We start from the raw sequence: 19,551 nt of genomic DNA on the forward strand, positions 1-19,551 counted from the left end.
GGGAGGTGTCGCGTGGACCTGGCGCGCTTGATGCAGAGCTACCTGGAGCACCTGCAGGCCCGCAAGCTTGCGGCGAACTCGCTGCGCTCCTACCGCAGAGACCTCGAGTCGGTGGCCGGTGAGCTCGTGGAGCTCACCGGCGTGCCGGCCGAGCACCTCGACGTCGAGCAGGTCGACGCCGCGGTGCTGCGGTCGGCCTTCGCCCGGTACGCCGCCGAGCGGTCGGCGTCGACGGTCACCCGCGCGTGGTCGACGTGGAACGGGTTCTTCGCCTTCCTCGTCGTGGAGGGCGCGGCCGCGGGCAATCCGATGCAGGTGGTGCCCAAGCCGCGCCACGTCCCGGCCGCGCCCAAACCGCTGCAGGGCGAGGACACCCCGGAGCGGTTGCTGCGGATGGTGGCCTCGGGGGCGCGGCAGGCGCGCAACCCCTGGCCGGAGCGGGACCTGGCCGTCCTGGCGACGCTGCTGTGCACCGGGGTGCGCTCGGCCGAGCTGCTGGGGCTGACCGCGGGGTCGCTGGCCGGGCGCGGCGGCGACCGGCGGCTGCACGTGGCGGGCAAGGGCGGCAGGAGCCGGTCGATCCCGATCGAGGACAGCCTCGACGAGCTCATCGGCACCTACCTGCGGACGCGGCGCGAGCGGTTCGGCAACCGGCTGCCCGGCGGGGAACCCCTGTTCGTCGACCACCGGGGCGAGGCGCTCAAGCGGGGCGGGTTGCAGTACCTGGTGCGGCGGTGCTTGCAGGCCGCCGGGGTCTCCGACCGGGTGCGGCCCGGAGCGATGGTGCACGCGCTGCGGCACACGTTCGCGACCCGGCTGGCCGAGGACGGGGCCAACGCGGCCGAGATCGCCAAGCTGCTCGGGCACGCGTCGATGAACGCCAGTCAGTCCTACATCGAGGTGACGGCGCGCGAGCAGCGGTTGTCGGTCAAGGCCAACCGCACGCTCCAGGTGCTCGGCGAGCTCTCCTAGCTGTTCACCCCCAGGTGTCGGCGGTGGTGAGGCCGGTGGTGCCGCCGGTGGGGTCGGTGAGCAGCACGGCGCCGGGCAGGAGCGGGTGCTCGACGGGTTCGGCCCGGCCGCCGTGCTTGTCGGCCAGCCGTCCGACGTCCGGCAGGTCGGGCAGCGAGAGGTAGCACAGCCAGCCCGGGCCGGTCGCGCGCTCGGTGACCCGGGTGGCCACCGGGCGCCCCGAGGTCAGGTACACCACCGGCTCGCCCTCAACGACCTGCCAGCCGAGCGTGTCGGCCCAGAACGCGTCGGCGCGCTGCGGCGAGGTGGTGGCGAGCTCGACCCAGCAGGGCTCGCCCGAGCGCGGGGCCGGAGCCCACGGCCCGTGCTGCGCTCGGCCCTCGGCGAGCTGGGCGACCGCGTCGTCCGGTCCGGTGAGCGTGTAGTTCATCGCGGCGCCGGCGAACACCGGGCGGAAGCCGGGGGGCTCACCGGCGCGCGGTTTGCGGATGGTGGCGCAGCGGCGGTTGCCCACCCAGCAGTCGAAGCCGACCGGCACCGGAACCGGCGACCAGTCCAGGACAGCCCGGTAGAAGACGGCCGCGGCCATCGGGTCCGGGCTGAGCAGGTCGACGCGGCGCAAGCCGCGGACCACAGCAGTTGCGGGCAACGTGGATTCCTCGCCACCGGGGATCAGTTCATCTTGGACACCCGGGCTGTCGGGCACAATGCTCCGTTCGTCCCAGATCGTGAGCGGAGCGGGCGCGCTCAGCGCAATCGCTCCAGCTCGGTGGCCACGTCCACCACCTGCGAGGCCAGCTTGCGCAGCTCGTCGTGGCTCGCGCCGTCGTCGGCCGCGGTGGAGACGTCCTCGGCGGCGCAGCGCAGCTGGAACAACCGGTCCTGCAGGTCGGCGAGCTCCGCCGCGGAGAGCACCACGGCGTCCTCCGGCAGACCGCCGCGCTGCACCGCGGTGCGCCGCTCGTAAGCCCGCTGCCGGCACGACTGCGCGCAGTAGAGCTTCGGCCTGCCCTGACGACCGGACTCGGGAACGCGCCGCCCGCACCACGCGCAGTGCCGCACGCGGCGCTGGCGGGGAGTCTCCAGGTTCTCCACGGAGGCTCACGTTATCCAATGTCGACTCCCGAGCCGCGCAAGCCACGCCGTTAACCTCGCCACAGGCCACCGGGCGTATACCCGGGCGTCACCGCTGTGCGGGACAGTTGGCGGCGTGACGCATCCCTTCCTGGACGGGCCGCGGCCGAGGGCGCTGGCCCATCGCGGCTGGCACCTCGACGACCTCGCCGGCATGGAGAACTCGCTGAGCGCCTTCGCCCGCGCGGCGGCCGAGGGCTACCGGTACGTCGAGACCGACGTGCACGCCACCGCCGACGGCGTGGTGGTCGTCCACCACGACCCGACCCTGGACCGCACCACCGATCGCACCGGCGCGATCGCCGAACTGCCCTTCGCCGAGGTCTCCCGGGCCAAGGTCGGCGGGCGCGAGCCCGTGTGCAGCTTGGACGTCGCGCTCGAGGAATTGCCGGAGACGTCGTTCAACGTCGACATCAAGGCCGACTCCGCGGTCGAACCGGTGCTCCGGGCGGTGCGCAGGCACGACGCCTGGGACCGGGTGTGCCTGGCCTCGTTCTCGGACAAGCGGCTGGCGCGGCTGCGCGCGGGAGGCGGCCCGCGGTTGCTCACCTCCGCGGGCCAGCGCTCGGCCGGGTTGCTGTGGTTGTCCTCGCGGTTGCCGGTCTCGCCGCTGCGCCGGCTGGTGGGCGGCGCGGCCGCGCAGGTCCCACCGCGGCACAAGGGGTTGGAGGTCATCGACTCGCGATTCGTCGAACGCGCGCACCGGTGGGGGCTGGAGGTGCATGCTTGGACCGTCGACGATGCCGCCGAGATGACGCGGCTGCTGGACCTGGGCGTGGACGGTCTGGTCACCGACCGGCCCGATGTGCTCCGCGAGGTGCTGCGCGAACGCTCCGCCGACCCGGCCGCCTGGTGATCATGTCCGCGCGGTGATCGGCCGCCCAGTAGGGTGCCCCCAGTCGAGTGGCCCGGCACCCCCGGAGGACGGATGAGCGTGATGGACAGCGACGCGGCGCCGCAGGCCGCGAGGCGGCGGGAACAACGCGGGTGGTGCTGGTACGACTGGGCGAACTCGGTCTTCCCGACCTCGGTCACCACGGTCTTCCTCTCGCTGTACCTGACCTCGGTGGCCACCCGGGCGGCCGAGGCCGACGTGGCGCGCAACGGCCCGAACGCCTGCGCTGGCGGGAACTCGCTGGTCAACTGCGACATCTCGCTGTTCGGGCTGGCCTTCCCGGCGGGCTCGCTGTGGGGCTACCTGCTGTCGGTGGCCACCGTGGTGCAGGTGGTGGTGCTGCCGATCACCGGCGCGATCGCCGACCGCACCCAGAGCAAGCGGCTGATGCTGGCGGTGTTCGCCTTCGGCGGGGCGTTCGCGACCGGGTTGCTGGCGCTGGTCGCCGGGTCGAACTGGCAGCTGGGCGTGGTGCTGTTCGTGCTGGCCAACATCTGCTTCGGCGCCTCGGTGGTGGTCTACTACTCGTTCTTGCCCGAGATCGCCGACGCCGACGAGCGCGATGCGGTGTCCACCCGCGGCTGGGCCATCGGTTACCTCGGCGGCGGGTCCGCGCTGGCGCTGCACCTGGTCATCTACCTGGGCCACGACTCGGTGGGGATGTCCACCGAGACCGCGGTGCGGTTGATCTTCTTCCTCTCCGGGCTGTGGTGGGCCGCGTTCACGCTGCTGCCGCTGGCCGCGCTGCGCCGCCACCGGGATCCGGAACCGGCCGTCGAGGGCGGTCCGTCGGCGGTCACCGCGGGCTTCAAGCAGCTGATCGCCACGCTGCGCGAGGCGCGCCACTTCCCGCTGACCCTCTTCTTCCTCGGCGCCTACTGGATCTACACCGACGGCATCGCGACCGTCACCCAGGTCTCGGCCCAGTACGGCAACCTGGAGCTCGACCTGCCCCAGGAGACGCTGATCATCACGTTGCTGATCGTGCAGTTCATCGCGTTCTTCGGCGGCGTGCTGCACGGGGCGGTGGCCAAGCGCATAGGCGCGAAGAAGACCATCCTGATCAGCCTGGCGACCTGGTTGGTGGTGCTGGTCGCGGCCTACTTCGTGCAGGCGGGCCAGGAGATGCAGTTCTACGGGCTGGCCGTGGGCATCGGCATGGTGCTCGGCGGCACGAACGCGCTGTCCCGTTCGTTGTTCAGCCAGATGGTCCCGGCCGGGCGCGAGGCCGAGTACTTCTCGCTCTACGAGGTGGGGGAGCGGTCGACCTCGTGGCTGGGTCCGCTGGTGTTCGCCGGTGTCGGGCAGGCCACCGGGTCGTTCCGGCTGGCCATCGTCTCGCTGGTGGTCTTCTTCGCGGTCGGGCTGGTGCTGGTTTCGCTGGTGCCGGTGCGGCGCGCGATCGAGGCGGTGGGCAACACGCCGCCGAAGTTGCTCTAGTGCGGCGTGTCGTGTTCGTTGAGTAATCACCGGTGCTCAGCGAGCGACGGGACGTCGATTGCTCCATGCTGGTGATCAGTCGGGGCGGGGGCATCGCCTCTGGCGGAATATGCCAGTACGCTGCGTCGTGACAATGGGGAGTGTCATGGACATACGGGCAGTCACAGACGGTACATGCGTTGGGCCGTCCGGGTAGTGATCTCTATCCCATGTTGACGAATAACCCTGGGTCCTGCTTGGCGGTGGTGACTGCGGATCTGGCACCATCACCCGTTCGAACCCTCCTATAGATTGCGAGTGGGAAAACGCGTCACGAACGCGGTCCGACGGCATCTCTATGGAGACATCCGTGGTTGCCGGGTGAACAATGTCACCGACGGCAACCAGAAGCACGACACCGGGAACAGACGACGGGTACCCCGTCGTTGCACACGGTGAGCACAACCGCTCGGGCTTCGGGCCCGGGCCGAAGGGAAAGGAACCGTCATGGCCGACCGCGTTCTGCGTGGCAGCCGGCTCGGAGCTGTCAGCTACGAGACCGACCGTAACCACGACCTCGCACCGCGCCGGACGGTGCGCTACGCCTGCCCCAAGGACCACGAGTTCGAGGTTCCCTTCTCCGACGACGCCGAGGTGCCGCCGACCTGGGAATGCCGTCTCCACGGCTCCGAGTCGAAGATCATCGACGGCAGCGAACCGGAGCAGAAGAAGGCCAAGCCGCCGCGCACCCACTGGGACATGCTGCTGGAACGCCGCACCATCCCGGAGCTTGAAGAACTGCTCAACGAGCGTCTCGAGGTGCTGCGCGCCCGCCGCGGGCACTGACAGCCGAAGAGGCACGCACACGACAAGCGCCCGGGAGACGAGCCCGGGCGCTTACGCGTGCTCCCAGATCAGCGCAGCAGCGAGCGGGCGAGGCCGACGGCCTGGTTGCCGCGGCGGCGCAGCCCCCACTTGGTGACCCGCACCAGCGCCTCCCGGACGACCTCGGCGTCCATCTTGGAGGCGCCGTGCTCGCGCTCGACGAAGGTGATCGGCGCCTCGACCACCACGTAGCCGGCCTCCACGGCGCGCCAGGCCAGGTCGACCTGGAAGCAGTAGCCCTGCGAGGCGACGTCGTGCAGGCGCAGCGTGCGCAGCACCTCGCTGCGGTAGACGCGGAACCCCGAGGTGATGTCGTTGATCGACACCCCCAGCGCCAGCTTCGAGTAGACGTTGGCCCCGCGCGAGAGCAGCGCCCGGTACCAGGGCCAGTTCACCGTCCGCCCGCCCGTGACGTAGCGCGAGCCCAGCACGACGTCCGCGCCGGTTCCGTTCGGGCCGAGCATGCCGATCAGCCGCGGCAGGTCCTCCGGGGCGTGCGAGCCGTCGGCGTCCATCTCGATGATCGCGGTGTACTCGCGCTCCAGCGCCCAGTCGAACCCGGCGACGTAGGCAGCCCCCAGGCCGGTCTTCCCCGCGCGGTGCAGCACGTGCACGCGCTCGTCCTCGGCGGCGAGCGCGTCGGCGAGCTCCCCGGTGCCGTCCGGGCTGGCGTCGTCGACCACCAGCGCGTGCGCCGCCGGGACCGCGTCGAGCAGGCGCCGCAGGATCTCGGCGACGTTGTCCCGCTCGTTGTAGGTGGGGATCACCACCAGCACGGCGCCGTCCGGGCGTTTCGACATGCGTTTCCTCCTGGCCGGCTCGGGCGAGCCGGCTTTTGCTTCTCGCGGATCAGCCGTTCGCACGCCGGGCTCTCCACCCGGCGACCACGACCGCACCGACCCCCAGTACCGCCAGTGTCCACATCGGAGCCGAACCCAGCTCGGTGGCGAGCGTGCGCTCCGTCCGCAGCGGAACCTCGGCGCTGAGGGTCCGCGCGGTGAAGAGCTGCGTCTGCTGGGTCACCGACCCGTCCGGCTGCACCACGGCGCTCACGCCGCTGGTGGCCGACACGATCATGGCCCGTCCGGTCTCCACGGCGCGCAGCCGGGACATCGCCAGCTGCTGGTAGCTCATCTCCGAATGGCCGTACCAGGCGTTGTTGGTGGGCACGACCAGCAGCTGCGCGCCGCGCGCGACCGCCGGGCCGAACACGTCGTCGTAGGCCACGTCGTAGCAGATGCCCACGCCCAGCGCGGTGCCCGCGACGTCGAGCACGCCCGGTGCGCGTTCCGGGACCATGTCCTGCGGGAACCGGTCCACGAACGGGCTGACCAGGCGCGCGACCGAGCGCATCGGGATGGTCTCGGCGAACGGGACCAGGTGCTGCTTGACGTAGCGCTGGCTGAAGCCCCGCTGCGGGTCCCAGCGCACGACCTCGTTGCGCAGCGAGCCGTCCGGGTCCTGCCCGAGCCCGCCGACGACCAGCGGCACCCCCAGCTCCCGGGCGATGGCGGACAGCTCCGGATCGGTGCGCGTGGCGTCCCAGCTGCCGACCTGCTCGGGCAGCACCACGAAGTCGGGCTTGGGCACGCGCCCGTTGCGCACGTCGTCGACGAGCGTCCAGGCCGCCGTGACGTGGTTGTCGTGCAGCTGGTCGTCGGCGTGCAGCAGGCCCAGCCCCAGGTTCGGCGCGTTGCCCTGGATCACCGCGACCCGCTTGGTGCCCGCCTGGGCCTCGGTGCCGATCAGCGGCCAGGTGGCCAGCCCGCCGAGCACCGGAACCAGCGCCGCGGCCACCGGCACCGCCCAGCTGCGGGGCCTGCGGACCCGGAAGGCCAGCTCGGCCAGGCCGGCGCCGGTGAGCGCCACCGCGAAGGACACGAGCGCGGCGCCGCCGAGCGAGGCCAGCGGCAGCAGCGCACCGGTGTCCTGGGTGAAGGCCAACCGCCCCCAGGGGAACCCGCCGAAGGGGAAGGCCGAGCGGACCGCCTCGGCGGCGACGAACACCGCCGCCATCCACACCGGGGCCACCGGAAGCCGGCTGACCAGCGACATCCCGGCGCCGGCGAGGCCGATGAACAGCGCCTCCACACCGGCCACGCCCAGCCACGGCCACGGCCCGAAGTCGGCACCGAGGAAGTCCTGCAGCCAGCCCAGCAGCGGCAGCAGGAAGGCGAAGCCGAACACCACGCCGTAGCCGAACCCGGCGCGGGCTCTGCGCCCGCGAACCACCGCGGCCAGCACCGCGAAGGCCAGCGGCGCGAGCCACCACAGATCGCGCGGGGGAGAGCCCGCGTACAGAGCGAACCCGGCGCCGACGGCCGCGACCAGGCGCAGCGCCCAGGCGGCACGACGTCGTCCGGGAGTGCGGTCATCCGGCTGCGCGTCCTGCTGCGCAGGCGCCGTGGGGACTGCCACCCGACCCAACCTTCTCGGTGTTACCGGGCCCCGCTGCGGGGGCCGACCTCGTTCTCGCCGTGCCGGGCGCGCATCGGTCGCCAGCACGCAACCAAATGTACGCGCAGCCGCCGACCGTCCCCGCACACAGGCTCGCCACGACCCGCGCGACACGCACGGTGACCGCGTCGCGCGTGCGCGCGATTTCGGTGACTCGGGGGATGCGGCCTGGCGCGCAGCGTTACCCTGCTCGCGGCGATCTTCGGGCGGAGGGAAGCGCGTGGCGGACCGGGCGAGCAACGCCTTCGACGGCGAAGCCGACAACGTCGTGCAGGTGGGTGGCGATCTCAGCGGTGGCGTGCACTACCACCTGCCTCGTCGGCCGAAGCCCGCACCCGCGCAGGTGCCGCCACCGGGGAGGCTCTTCGTCAACAACGAAACCCAGCTCGCAGCCATCAGCTGCGCGCTGCGGCCGGGCGGCGGCGAGCCGAAGGTCGTCGTCGTGCGGGGAGCACCCGGCGGCGGGAAGTCCGAGACGGTCTACCAGTGGGTGAGCAAGCACCGCGGACGTTTCCCGGACGGCCTGTTCTACGCCCGCCTGTCGGCCGGGGCGGGCGAAGCGGGCCTGGAGAGCGCGGTGCTGCGGGACTTCCTGCTCGCGGTCGGCTACGAGTCCGACGAGATCCCGACCACGGAGAGCGGCCGCTACGGGCTGTGGCAGTCGTGGAGCTGCGGCAAGCGGATCGCGGTGGTCGTCGACGACGCGATCAAGGCCTCGCAGGTGCGCAAACTGCGCCCGGGCGAGGGCGACTCCGCGGTTCTGGTGACCGAAGCGGGCCCGCTGTCCTCGCTGCGCGTCGACGGCGGCGTCGAGTTCGTGCCGCTGGACCCGCTGGCCCCGGAGGCCGCCCGTGAGCTCATCACCGGCATCGTCGGCCGCCGGCTCGATCCTGCCGAGCTCGACGAGCTGATCCGGCTCTGCGACGGCTACACCATCGCGCTGTGCGCGGTGGCCGCCGGCTTGGCGGACGCGCCGGAACGACCGGCCGGTCGGTGGATCGACGACCTGTCCCGCCAGGGGCGGCGGCTCAAGGTGCTCTCCCGCGACGAGGACCAGTCGGTGCGCGCGGTGTTCAACACCGTGCTCGACCGGCTCGGCGAGGAGCCCAGGCAGGTCTACGCCGCGTTCGGGCAGCACCCGGGACGCGGCGAGGTGAGCCTGGGGGCGTTGGCCGCTGCCTGCGAGCGCGACCTCGACGAGGTGCGCGACGCCGCGGAGGTGCTGTGCCGGGCGCGTCTGGTGCGCACCGCCGGCGCGGATCGCTACCTCGCCGACGGCCTGGTGCGCGAGCACGCCCGCGCTCAGTTCCCGGACGACGACGGGAGACAACGGCGGTTCCAGGAGTTCTACCTGCGCCGCGCGATCGCCGAGGGCTGGGCGGTGCAGACCGAGCGCGGCTGGTTGGAGCGGCTCTGGGGCGCGCCGATCGAACGGCCCTCGGAGGAGTGCTGGACCTGGTTGACCGCCGAGCGGGCGAACCTGCGCGCGGTCGCCCGGGAACTGCACGCGGCGGGCAGTGCCGAGCTCTGCCGGATGGCGGTCGCGCTGTGGCCGTTCCACGACCAGGCCAAGCACGTCGACGACATGGACGTGATCAACCGGGACGCCGCGGAGGTCGCCACCTCGCACGACCTGCCCGACATCGCCGCGCTGGCGCTGGTGCAGCGCGGGTTCGCCTTCCGCTACCGCGGCGAGCACGACAAGGCCGTCGAGCTGTTCGGCGAGGCCGCGCGGAGGTCGGAACTGCCCGAGGTCGAGGCCACCGCGGTGGAGTCGATGGGTCTGGTGCTGCGCGACCAGGGCGATCCCGCCGCCGCGCGCGATGCGCTGCGGCGCAACCTCCGGGCGGCCGAGCGGCTCAAGCGCGAGCGCTCGACGGATCGCCGCGACGACGAGCGGACCTACGACCGGCGGATCGCGCTGGCGTGCATGCACCTCGGCTCGGTCGAGGATCTCGGGCAGTGCTGGGAGCTGTTCGAACGCGCCCTGAGCCACTTCACCGGGCGGGAAGCGATCAACGAGGCGAAGGTGCTCCGCTGGCGCGGGCGTCGCGGCACCGATGCCGGACGGCACGACCGGGCGCGCGCCGATCTGACCGCGGCGCTGGAGGCCATGACCCAGCTCGGCAAGACCTTCGACCGGGCGCAGATCCTGTGCGATCTCGGGGAGAACGCGTCCGCGGTCGGTGACCTCGACGCGGCGCGCGAGCGGTACCGCGCGGCGGCCGAGCTCTGCCAGGCGAACGGGTACGACGAGCTGGGCATGCGGGCGCGGGCGGCCCTCGACGGGCTCGGGGGTTAGCAGCCGGGAGCGCGGCGGTGCCTCGACGGCTCGCCCAGCTCCACCACGCGCCGTCCCAGGTGCAGTCGCGCCGGGAACTCGGGGCGGCCGAGCCGAAGCCACTCGTGCACGACGGCGGCTCCGGCCGCGCCCAGGTCCGGGGGAAGCCGCAGCCGTACCACCGGGTGGTCCCGCCCGGTGACCACCCAGGTGCCGCAGCGGTCGCGGGTCGTGCCGAGCACGCAGCCCGGCATCGCGGCCAGCGTGCTGCGAATCCAGTGCAGCGGGTCCTCGTGGCAGGCGTCGTCGAGGACGACCTCGGCCAGTTCCAGCCAGCGCCGCTCGGGCTCCCGGGTCCCGGCGACCAGCACGCCGTCGACCTCGCCGAGGGCGCTCGCGGGATGGCGGACGACCGAGGCGTTGGCCCAGTCCACCTCGACGAGCTGGCTCGGCACGTCCGGAACCTGCTGCTCGGGCAGCGGAACCGCGGTCGCGCCCGCCGGTTCGGGCGGTTCCGGAAGCTGCATCCGGGAGTAGATCTCCGCGCGCAGCAGCTCCGCCGAACGCTCGGGGACCGATGTGGTCAGCGCGGTGATCTCGGCGTGCCGGTCGGGGGTGTGCTGCTCGACGACCTCGTCGATCTGCGCGCGCAGCGGGCGGTCCGCGCTCAGCCGCGGTGTCGCGCGCAGCAGCGCGGCCACCGGCGATGCGGGATCGACGGCGTGCACCGGCCAGGACGCCAGCAGCAACGGGGTTCCCAGGGCTGCCGAGTAGAACCCGACCGAGCTGTGATCGCCCACGGTGACGTCGGCGGCGATCAGCGCGGCGCGCCAGCCCTCCTCAGGAGGCAGCACCAGCGCTCCCGCCTTCGCGCAGTCGGCCAACCAGGTCCGGACTTGCCAGGGGGAGTGGCCGTGCCAGACGTTGGGGTGCAGCGCGACCACGACCCGGTACTCGTCGAGCGGCAGCTCGCGCGAAAGCCGTTGCACCAGCGAGGGATCCCGGCCGAAGAGCGATTCCGGACCCCAGGTGGACGACACCACGACGCACCGCTGCTCCGGGCGGATCCCGAAGCGGTGCCGGTAGGATTCGCGCAACGGCCTGCCGGCGAGCATCCGGTCGAAGCAGGGATCACCGGCCACCAGCGCCACGGGCTCGGCCTCCGGGCAGTACCCGCGCAGCCGCTCGCGCTGCTCCTCGTGCGAGAGCACCGCCACCGAGGCGACCGGCTCGCCCTCGTGCAGCATCCAGTGGGCGGAAAGCCCGAACACCCGAGGTTCCGAGGTTCCGAGGTTCCGAGGTTCCGAGGTTCCGAGGTTCCGAGGTTCCGAGGTTCCGAGGTTCCGAGGTTCAGGTACTTATTGTACCCCATTCCGTGCGGCAAAATGATCAGCGGCGCCGCGATCTCGTGCAGCGGGCCGCCGTAGCTGGCCGAAACGGCAACGGAGAACTCCGCGGAAACTGCGGTTTCCCAGGAGATCGGAACGATTCCGCTGCGGGCCAGCAATTCCGACGTGCCCGTGTCGAAGGCGCTGGATCCGGTGCAGGTGAACGCGGTTTGAACTCGGGTGTCCCCGCTCCACAGCGAAACCACGTCCAGCAAGCGGGTCAGCGCGGTGACGTTGTGCACGACCACCAGGACGCGCCGCGAAACGTCGGCCGTTCGCCAGGACTCCCCGGCTTTCCCCACCGCCAACTCGTCCCAAGACAACGCCATCCGGCCATCGTAGATCGCCGGGATCGGCGGCGGACGACCGTCAGACGCAGCGGAAGGGGACCGCGTGCAGGCCGGTGGCCCCATCGGGGACCGTGCCCTGCGTGGCGGCGGTCTGCGGGGTGCCGGTGCGGTCGATGGCGCGGCAGCGCACCCGGTGGTCACCCGGTGGCAGGTCGAGCCGGGCCCGCCACATCCGCCAGGTGTCCCTGCTGACGTCGGTGGCCAGCTCGGCGGCCTGCCACGGGCCGTCGTCGACGCTGACCTCCACCGCGCGGATCCCGGTGTGCTGGGCCCAGGCGATGCCCGCGACGGTCACCGCTCCGGCGGGCACCGAGCTGTTCGGGCGCGGGCGGTCGATGCGCGACTGGGTCTTGATCGGCGCGTAGCGGGCCCAGCCGCGCTGCTCCCAGTAGTGCTGCCGGTCGAAGGTGGTGACCTCGCCGGAGACCAGCCACTTCGTCGCCGAGACGTAGCCGTAGAGACCGGGCACGACCATGCGCACCGGGAAGCCGTGCTCGGGCGGCAGCGGCTCGCCGTTCATCTCGAAGGCCAGCAGCGCACCTCGGTCCGGCTCCAGCAGCACGTCGAGCGGGGTGCCCGCGGTGTAGCCGTCCGAGCTCCGGGTCAGCAGCTGCTGCGCGCCGGCCCGGATCCCGGCTTCCAGCAGCAGGTCGCGCACCGGAACGCCCGCGAAGTCCGCGGTGGAGATCAGATCGCCCCCGACCGGGTTGGACACGCAGGTCAACGTGATCGTCCGGGACTGCGCCCGCCGGGCGAGCAGCTCGTCGAAGCTCAGGTCGAGCTCGCGGTCGACCATGCCGTGCAAGCGCAGCCGCCAGTCCTCGGCCCGCAGCCGCGGCACCACCAGCGCGGTGTCGATGCGGTAGAAGTCGCGGTTGCTGGTCAGGAAGCGCGGGGTTCCGGAGGCGGCGAAATCCGCCCCGGCCGGGATCGCCGGGCGGGACAGCCGGGGCAGCCGCTCGGCCACCCCGGACCGCGAGGCCGCGACGCCGGAGACTCGGGAGAGCGCGCTGCCACCGGCGGCCGCCACGCCCGACCCGGCCAGCACCAGCCCGGAGGTGACCAGGAAGCGGCGGCGGGCCCAGCCGTCGGAGGCCGGGGGCAGGGAGGTCTCCTCGCCGCCGCCACGACCGGCGAACCACAGCAGCGCGAACGCGCCCACCCCGATCACCAGCGACACCAGCGCCGGGGCGATGCCGCCGTCCGGTCGGGCGGCCGCCGCGACGATCCCTGCGATCCCGAACGCCGCGATCACCAGCGCGCCCGGCCACCAGCGCCGCTGGGACAGCAACCCGGCCACCACCGCCAGCGCGGCGATGACCAGCAGCATCCCGATGATCAGCGCGAGCTTGTCGGCCTGTCCGAACACCGCGACGGCGAAGTCCTTCAACCAGCTCGGCGCCAGGTCGATCACCGCGCCTCCCACCGCCACCGGCGGGGAGGTGCGGGGATCGCCGAGCGCGGCGGCGAGGTGCCCGGCCGCCAGCGCGGCCGCCGCCGAGAGCAGGCCGATCGCGGCCGAGCGAACCCGAGATGTCATGCCACCATCACACGCCGGGCCGGCGCGCACCGCCAGCCCCGAGCAACATCGGTAAGGCGCTCGAAAGTTCTTGTGAAACGATGACGTCCGCTCCCGCGCGGATTCGCCGCGGGGCGATCGGCCTTAGCCTCGGTGCCGTGCGAGTGCTGCTCACCGGCGGAGCCGGATTCATCGGATCGGCCGTGGCCGACGCCCTGACCGAGCGCGGCCACGAGGTCGTGCTCCTCGACGCGCTGCTGCCCCAGGCCCACGGCGTCGAACCGGACACCCGCCACCGGCTGGTGCGCGGCGACGTGCGCGACGGCGACCTGCTGCGCGAGCTGCTGCCCGACGTGGACGTGGTCTGCCACCAGGCTGCGATGGTCGGCCACGGCGTGGACCCGGGCGACATGCCCGAGTACGTCGCGCACAACGACCACGCCACGGCCGTGCTGCTGGCGGCCATGCACGAAGCGGGGGTGGACCGTCTGGTGCTGGCCTCCTCGATGGTCGTCTACGGCGAGGGCCGCTACCGCTGCGCCGAGCACGGTCTGGTGCGGCCCGGTGCGCGCAGCCCCGCCGACGTCGAGGCGGGTCGGTTCGATCCGCGCTGCCCGCGCTGCGACCGGTTCCCCGCTGCCGAGCTCGTGCCCGAGGACGCCGCGCCGGACCCCCGCAGCACCTACGCGGCCACCAAGCTCGCCCAGGAGCACCTCGCCGCCGCGTGGGCGCGGCAGACCGGCGGGCGCGCGTGGGCGCTGCGCTACCACAACGTCTACGGCCCCCGGATGCCCAGCGGCACGCCCTACGCCGGGGTGGCCTCGCTGTTCCGCTCCGCCCTGCACCGCGGGGAGGCGCCCGTGGTGCTCGAGGACGGGCAGCAGCGGCGCGACTTCGTGCACGTGCGGGACGTGGCGGCGGCCAACCTCGCCGCGGTGGAGGACCCCGCGCCGCGTGGCGCGCTCGACGCGGTCAACATCTGCTCCGGCAGCCCGCGCACCATCGGCGAGCTCGCCGAGACGCTGGCCCGCGCCTGCGGCGGACCCGATCCGGTGATCGCGGGCGGGGCGCGACCCGGCGACGTGCGGCACGTCGTGGCCGATCCGGCCAAGGCCGAGCGCGTGCTGGGATTCCGCGCGCGGACCGGTTTCGCCGAGGGCGTCGCCGAGTTCGCCGCCGCCCCGCTACGCGCCGCCGTCGGCCAGGGGTAGCCGGACCTCGAAGCGGCAGCCCGGCCCGCGGTTGACCGCCCGGATGCTGCCGCGGTGGGCGTGCACCAGCCCCTGCGCGATCGCCAGCCCGAGTCCCGCGCCCTCGCTGTCGCGCGCCCGGTCGCCCCGGTAGGCGACCTCGAAGACCCGCTCCAGCTCCTGCGGATCGATCCCGCCGCAGGCGTCGTCGACCCGCAACCACGCCTGGTCGGCGTCGACCCCGGCGGTGAGCACCACGGTGCCTTCCGGCGGGGTGTGCCGGATGGCGTTGGACAGCAGGTTGCGCACCACCCGCGCAAGCTCGGGATCGCTGCCGGCGACCACCGGCCACCGGCTGGTGTCGGTGCGCAGCAGCACGCCCCTGCTCCGGGCGCGCGGGTGCTCGGCGGCCACCGCCTCGCTGACCACCTCCCGCAGCGGCACGGTGGAGAACTCCAGCTGCAGCGCGCCCGCGGTGATGCGGGAGAGCTCGAACAGGTCGTCCACCATCCGCGAGAGCCGGCCGGTCTCCTCCCGGATGCGGTCGGCGTAGGCGCAGACCTCGTGCGGTTCGTCGACCACGCCGTCGGAGAGCGCCTCGGCCATCGCGCGGATGCCGGCCAGGGGAGTTCGCAGGTCGTGGCTGATCCAGGCCACCAGCTCGCGCCGCGAGGCCTCGGCCGCGCGCTCGCGGCTGCGCGCCTCGCGCTCCCAGACGCTGCGCCGGGCGATGTTGCGGCCCAGCACCACCGCCACCGGCACGGTGATCACCGCGACCGCGGTGCAGATGACCACCACGGTGGTCAGCAGCGGGCCGAACATGAACCCGGTCACGCCCAGCACCCCGGCCAGCGTGGCCAGCAGCGGCACCAGCACCAGCACCGTCAGCGCGGTCGCCAGGGAGCGGTGCCGGAGCAGGTAGAGCAGCCCGGCGCCCAGCAGGGCGACCGGCAGGGACAGCCCGATCGCGTAGGGCGCGACGTGGGTGAGCTCGGTCAGGACGTCCATCGCTCGTCCTCGGGGTCGTACCGGTAGCCCACGCCCCAGACCGTGCTGATCCGGTCGGGCCGGTCGGGCCTGGTCTCGATCTTCTCCCGCAGTCGTCGCATGTGGACGGTCACGGTGGACTGGTCGCCGAAGTCCCAGCCCCACACCGATTCCAGCAGTTCCGCTCGGCTGAACGCCCGCTTCGGGTGCCGCAGCAGGAAGGCCAGCAGGTCGAACTCGCGGGTGGTCAGCGACAGCTCCACCCCGTCGAGCTCGCAGCGGCGGGCGGCCGGGTCGAGCACCAGCGAGCCGTCGACCAGGGGTTCCTGCGCGCGCGGGGGAGCGCTGGTGGCGCGGCGCAGCACCGAGCTCACCCGCAGCACCAGCTCGCGCGGGCTGAACGGCTTGACCACGTAGTCGTCGGCACCCAGCTCCAGCCCCAGCACCCGGTCGGACTCCTCGCCGAGGGCGGTCAGCATCACCACCGGCACCGGGCCGCGCTCCCGGATCCGGCGGCACACCTCCAGACCGCCGACGCCCGGCAGCATCAGGTCCAGTACCACCAGGTCCGGGCGGCGCTCGTCGTGGCGGCGCAGCGCGGTCTCGCCGTCGTCGGCGAGGTCGACCGCGTAGCCGGCGCGCTCCAGGTAGCGGCGCACCACGTCGCGCACCGCGTGGTCGTCGTCGACTACCAGCACCCTGCTCTCCCGCATGCCCGCCCTCACCAGTTCAACGCGATCGAGTGGACCACCGCCAGCGCCGTGGCCGCCTGCGCACCCAGCCACCAGCGGTGCCCGCGCGGCAGCAGCGCGCCGCCGACGGCGAACCACACCGCGAACGGCAACCAGATGCGCTCGACCTCGGCCTTGCTCAACCCGGAGAGATCGGCGGCCAGCACCGACACCGCGGCCGCCAGCACCAGCAAGCCCAGCGCCCCGCGGTGGCGCAGCGCGCGGTGCACCGCGGCCACCGCGAACGGGCCCGCTGACAGCAGCAGCGCCCCGAGGTTGCCGAACACCCAGTAAGCGTACGGCCGCTGGGCGATCTCGCCCTGGTGGTAGCGCTGCACGACCACGTGGTAACCGTCGAACCACCAGAACCCGGCCGCGGCGAAGGCCGCCACCACCGCCGCGGCGCCCAGGCTCGCGAACAGCAGGCCGCGCCAGTCCCGCGCGGCCAGCAGCACCACGAGCACCAGCGGCAGCATCAGCGTCAGCCCGTAGCTCAGGAACAGGCCGAAGCCCAGCAGCAGGCCACCGGCCGCGGCCGGCCACCACCGGCCCCGATTGATCGCCAGCAGCGCCACCCCGGTGGCCGTCACCCCGGCGAACAGGCCGTCGGCCGACACGCCCGCCCACACCGCTCCGGGCAGCAGCACCGCGAACGGCAGCACCGCGCGCCCGGCCGCCTCGTCGCCCACCGCCCGCGCGGTCACCGGAACCGCGACCGCCACCAGCGCTGCGACCAGCACGGTGATCATCGACGCCCAGGCGCCGCCACCGAGCCCGAGCCGGTCCAGCCACGTGTAGACCAGCAACGCCCCGGGCGGGTGCCCGGAGACGTGCACCGTCCAGGAGTCCGGCCTGCCGGCCAGCACGTGGTCGGTGAAGGTCGCCAGCATCGTTCCGATGTCGCGCACCCGCGGCACGTCGTGCAGGTACTCGGTCCAGTCGGTCAGCCGGGAGGCCACGCCGACGCGCCAGCCGTCGACCAGGGCCAGCGACAGGGTCCAGGCCAGCGAGGCGATGTAGCCGGTGGCGAGCAGCGGGCGCCAGCTCAGCGCGAGCGACGGGCCCCAGGTGATCACCGCGACGGCCACCAGCAGGGCCAGCGGAGTGCCCGCGCCCACGTGCGGGTACCAGAACCCGTAGATCGGGGCCGCGTCGGCGAACAGCGGAACACCGGCGCGGTTGGCGAGGTGGCCGGCCACCGCGGTCGCGGTGATGACCAGCACGGCGACGGCGAACGCGACCAGGTCGGCGCGGCGGGGGAGGGAGCGCACCGGGCGAAGGTAGTCCCGCGCGGGTGCGCGGGCCAACGGGACGCGGCGATCCGTCAGAGCTTCGTAAGAACTCCGAACACGTAAGGGTTCGGTAAGCGCCGCAGCGGTTTTCGATTCGTCCATTGTGCGCTTGCATGAGGGTGTGGAACCAGTCGACGTCGTGCTGCCCTGCCTGGACGAGGCCGCCGCCCTGCCCGGAGTGCTCGCCGCCCTCCCGCCGGGCTACCGCGCCCTGGTCGTGGACAACGGGTCCAGCGACGGATCCCCGGAGATCGCCGCCCGGCACGGCGCCCGCGTGGTGCGCGAACCCCGGCCCGGGTACGGCGCCGCCGTGCACGCCGGCCTGCGAGCCGCCACCAGCGAGCTGGTCGCGTTCCTCGACTGCGACGGCTCGCTGGATCCCGGCGAGCTGCCGGGGCTCGTCGAACGCGTGCGCGGCGGCGCGGACCTCGCCGCCGGCCGCCGCAGGCCGACCTGCGCGGCAGCCTGGCCCTGGCACGCCCGCGCGGGCAACGCGCTGCTCGCCGCGCTGCTGCGCCGCCGCGGACTGCCGGTGCACGACATCGCCCCGATGCGCGCGGCCCGGCGCACCCGGCTGCTGGAGCTCGGCGTCGAGGACCGCGCCTTCGGCTACCCGCTCGAACTGCTGTGCCGGGCCGCGGCGGCCGGGTGGGAGATCCGCGAGCTGGAGGTGTCCTACCGCCCGCGCGCGGCGGGCACCCGCTCCAAGGTGTCCGGTTCGGTGCGCGGCACCTTGCGCGCCGCCCGCGGGATGGCGGCGGTGCTGCGATGACCGCGCTGCTCGTGGTGGCCAAGGCACCGGTGCCGGGGCTGGCCAAGACCCGGCTGTGCCCGCCTGCCACGCCGGAGCAGGCCGCCGATCTCGCCGCCGCCTGCCTGCTCGACACGCTCGACGCGGTGCGCGCCACGCCCGGTGCGCACCCCGTGGTGGCCATGACCGGTGAGCTGGCCGCCGCGCGGCGCCGCGGCGAGGTGCGCGCGGCGCTGCGCGAGTGCGAGGTGATCCCGCAGCGCGGCGACGGGTTCCCGGCCCGCCTGGCCGCCGCGCACGCCGACACCGCCGCGCGCCACCCCGGTCGCCCGGTGCTGCAGATCGGCATGGACACCCCGCAGGTCACCCCGGAACTGCTCGCCCGGGCCGCCGACGGGCTGCGCGGGGCCGACGCGGTCTTCGGCCCGGCCACCGACGGCGGCTGGTGGGCCATCGGGTTCCGCGACCCGCGCGCGGGCGCACTGCTGGCCGGGGTGCCCACCTCCGCGCCCGACACCGGGGAGCGCACCCGCGAGGCGCTGCACGACCGGGGGATCCGAGTCGCCGAGCTGCCGGAGCTGACCGATGTGGACAGCATGGCCGACGCGCGCACCGTGCTCGCGGGAACGCCGCGCGGCAGGTTCGCCGCCGCGCTCGGGCCGCTGTTGTGACCGGGGAGTTCGACCTGCTCTACCGCGGCGGAACCGCCACCCTGGAAAGGGCCGACGGCCGGGCGCACCCGCTGCGCGGCGATCGCTGGAGCGCGGAGCCCGACGAGGCCGACCGGTGCCTGCTGTCGGCCTGCCGCGGCCCGGTCCTGGACGTCGGCTGCGGGCCGGGCAGGCTCACCGCCGAGCTGGCCGCCCGGGGCGTGCCGGTCCTGGGCATCGACACCTCGCCGCTGGCGGTGCGGTTGACCACCGCGCGCCGCGCGCCAGCGCTGCGGCGCGACGTGTTCGGCCGGCTGCCCGCCGAGGGGAGGTGGCGCGAGGTCCTGCTCATCGACGGCAACATCGGCATCGGCGGCGATCCCGAGGCCTTGCTGCGCCGGGTGCGCGCGCTGCTGCGCTGCGGGGGAGCGGCCGTGGTGGAGGTCGAGGCCCCGGGAACCGGGTTGTGGCGCGGGACCGGGCGGGTGGTGCGCGCCGGGCGGGGCACCGGGCCGTTCCGCTGGGCGGTCGTGGGCGCCGAGGCGATCGATCCGCTCGCGCGGATCGCCGGGTTCGCCCGTCCCCGGATCGCCGAGCGCTCCGGCCGGTGGTTCGCATGGCTAAATGTCACATGACGGGGCTGTTGACTC

18 protein-coding genes are annotated in these 19,551 nt (G+C 73.5%); 9 read left to right on the top strand and 9 right to left on the bottom strand.

The window, feature by feature from the left end; translation table 11 throughout:
* Positions 1-12: 12 nt before the first annotated feature.
* Positions 13-972 carry a tyrosine-type recombinase/integrase gene (locus tag ACFQRI_RS00875; RefSeq protein ID WP_380662974.1) on the top strand — a complete coding sequence of 320 codons (960 nt, stop codon included), beginning with the start codon at positions 13-15 and terminating at the stop codon, positions 970-972.
* 4 nt (positions 973-976) lie between these two features.
* On the opposite strand, the gene ACFQRI_RS00880 is transcribed toward ACFQRI_RS00875, so the two are convergent.
* Together ACFQRI_RS00880 and ACFQRI_RS00885 are read right to left on the bottom strand one after the other, a co-directional pair.
* Positions 977-1,621 (bottom strand): VOC family protein, encoded by a 645-nt coding sequence (locus ACFQRI_RS00880; RefSeq protein ID WP_380662977.1) that lies wholly within the window; start codon positions 1,619-1,621, stop codon positions 977-979.
* 98 nt (positions 1,622-1,719) lie between these two features.
* Positions 1,720-2,067: a hypothetical protein gene (locus ACFQRI_RS00885; RefSeq protein WP_380662982.1), complete on the bottom strand. Its 348-nt coding sequence runs from the start codon at positions 2,065-2,067 to the stop codon at positions 1,720-1,722.
* Positions 2,068-2,182: 115 nt separating this feature from the next.
* On the opposite strand from ACFQRI_RS00885, the gene ACFQRI_RS00890 reads away from it, so the two are divergent.
* From ACFQRI_RS00890 to ACFQRI_RS00900, 3 genes are all read left to right on the top strand, one after another.
* On the top strand, positions 2,183-2,962 hold the full coding sequence (locus tag ACFQRI_RS00890) for a glycerophosphodiester phosphodiesterase family protein (RefSeq protein ID WP_380662984.1): 780 nt from the start codon (positions 2,183-2,185) through the stop codon (positions 2,960-2,962).
* Positions 2,963-3,034: 72 nt separating this feature from the next.
* Complete coding sequence (locus tag ACFQRI_RS00895) at positions 3,035-4,441, top strand: MFS transporter (protein ID WP_380662987.1); 1,407 nt, start codon at positions 3,035-3,037, stop codon at positions 4,439-4,441.
* 486 nt (positions 4,442-4,927) lie between these two features.
* Entirely contained in the window at positions 4,928-5,266 is a 339-nt protein-coding gene (locus tag ACFQRI_RS00900) for an RNA polymerase-binding protein RbpA (protein WP_344137268.1), read from the top strand.
* Between the two features lie 68 nt (positions 5,267-5,334).
* Here ACFQRI_RS00900 and ACFQRI_RS00905 read toward each other — a convergent pair whose 3' ends face one another.
* Positions 5,335-6,105, bottom strand: coding sequence for a polyprenol monophosphomannose synthase (locus ACFQRI_RS00905; RefSeq protein ID WP_380662991.1), 771 nt, complete (start codon positions 6,103-6,105; stop codon positions 5,335-5,337).
* A 49-nt stretch (positions 6,106-6,154) separates the two neighbouring features.
* On the bottom strand, positions 6,155-7,723 hold the full coding sequence (lnt, locus tag ACFQRI_RS00910) for an apolipoprotein N-acyltransferase (RefSeq protein WP_380662994.1): 1,569 nt from the start codon (positions 7,721-7,723) through the stop codon (positions 6,155-6,157).
* Positions 7,724-7,982: 259 nt separating this feature from the next.
* Here lnt and ACFQRI_RS00915 point away from each other — a divergent pair, with 259 nt between their 5' ends.
* The gene (locus tag ACFQRI_RS00915) at positions 7,983-10,064 is read left to right on the top strand and encodes a tetratricopeptide repeat protein (RefSeq protein ID WP_380662997.1); all 2,082 of its coding nucleotides are present in this window, start codon (positions 7,983-7,985) and stop codon (positions 10,062-10,064) included.
* On the opposite strand, the gene ACFQRI_RS00920 is transcribed toward ACFQRI_RS00915, so the two are convergent.
* Entirely contained in the window at positions 10,061-11,314 is a 1,254-nt protein-coding gene (locus tag ACFQRI_RS00920) for a hypothetical protein (protein ID WP_380663000.1), read from the bottom strand. The two genes, ACFQRI_RS00915 and ACFQRI_RS00920, sit on opposite strands and share 4 nt — an antisense overlap.
* A gap of 486 nt (positions 11,315-11,800) precedes the next feature.
* Positions 11,801-13,321 (bottom strand): molybdopterin-dependent oxidoreductase, encoded by a 1,521-nt coding sequence (locus tag ACFQRI_RS00925; protein WP_380663003.1) that lies wholly within the window; start codon positions 13,319-13,321, stop codon positions 11,801-11,803.
* A gap of 137 nt (positions 13,322-13,458) precedes the next feature.
* Here ACFQRI_RS00925 and ACFQRI_RS00930 point away from each other — a divergent pair, with 137 nt between their 5' ends.
* The gene (locus tag ACFQRI_RS00930; RefSeq protein WP_380663006.1) at positions 13,459-14,511 is read left to right on the top strand and encodes an NAD-dependent epimerase/dehydratase family protein; all 1,053 of its coding nucleotides are present in this window, start codon (positions 13,459-13,461) and stop codon (positions 14,509-14,511) included.
* Here ACFQRI_RS00930 and ACFQRI_RS00935 read toward each other — a convergent pair.
* The 3 genes from ACFQRI_RS00935 to ACFQRI_RS00945 are packed head-to-tail and all read right to left on the bottom strand — an operon-like array spanning position 14,485 to position 17,479.
* The gene (locus ACFQRI_RS00935) at positions 14,485-15,498 is read right to left on the bottom strand and encodes a sensor histidine kinase (protein ID WP_380663009.1); all 1,014 of its coding nucleotides are present in this window, start codon (positions 15,496-15,498) and stop codon (positions 14,485-14,487) included. The genes ACFQRI_RS00930 and ACFQRI_RS00935 overlap by 27 nt on opposite strands.
* Positions 15,486-16,190: a response regulator transcription factor gene (locus tag ACFQRI_RS00940; RefSeq protein ID WP_380663012.1), complete on the bottom strand. Its 705-nt coding sequence runs from the start codon at positions 16,188-16,190 to the stop codon at positions 15,486-15,488. The genes ACFQRI_RS00935 and ACFQRI_RS00940 overlap by 13 nt, the downstream gene beginning before the upstream one ends.
* A gap of 8 nt (positions 16,191-16,198) precedes the next feature.
* A complete protein-coding gene (locus ACFQRI_RS00945) occupies positions 16,199-17,479 on the bottom strand; it encodes a hypothetical protein (protein ID WP_380663015.1) in 1,281 nt (426 codons plus the stop codon).
* 142 nt (positions 17,480-17,621) lie between these two features.
* On the opposite strand from ACFQRI_RS00945, the gene ACFQRI_RS00950 reads away from it, so the two are divergent.
* Genes ACFQRI_RS00950 through ACFQRI_RS00960 form a run of 3 tightly spaced genes read left to right on the top strand, consistent with a single transcriptional unit; the run spans position 17,622 to position 19,536 of the window.
* Positions 17,622-18,272: a glycosyltransferase family 2 protein gene (locus ACFQRI_RS00950; protein ID WP_380663017.1), complete on the top strand. Its 651-nt coding sequence runs from the start codon at positions 17,622-17,624 to the stop codon at positions 18,270-18,272.
* On the top strand, positions 18,269-18,922 hold the full coding sequence (locus ACFQRI_RS00955; RefSeq protein WP_380663020.1) for a TIGR04282 family arsenosugar biosynthesis glycosyltransferase: 654 nt from the start codon (positions 18,269-18,271) through the stop codon (positions 18,920-18,922). The genes ACFQRI_RS00950 and ACFQRI_RS00955 overlap by 4 nt, the downstream gene beginning before the upstream one ends.
* On the top strand, positions 18,919-19,536 hold the full coding sequence (locus tag ACFQRI_RS00960) for a class I SAM-dependent methyltransferase (protein ID WP_380663023.1): 618 nt from the start codon (positions 18,919-18,921) through the stop codon (positions 19,534-19,536). The genes ACFQRI_RS00955 and ACFQRI_RS00960 overlap by 4 nt, the downstream gene beginning before the upstream one ends.
* The last annotated feature ends 15 nt before the right edge of the window (positions 19,537-19,551 follow it).

Origin of the sequence: Saccharopolyspora griseoalba, from assembly GCF_042665275.1 — a bacterium.
Lineage (GTDB): Bacteria > Actinomycetota > Actinomycetes > Mycobacteriales > Pseudonocardiaceae > Saccharopolyspora > Saccharopolyspora griseoalba.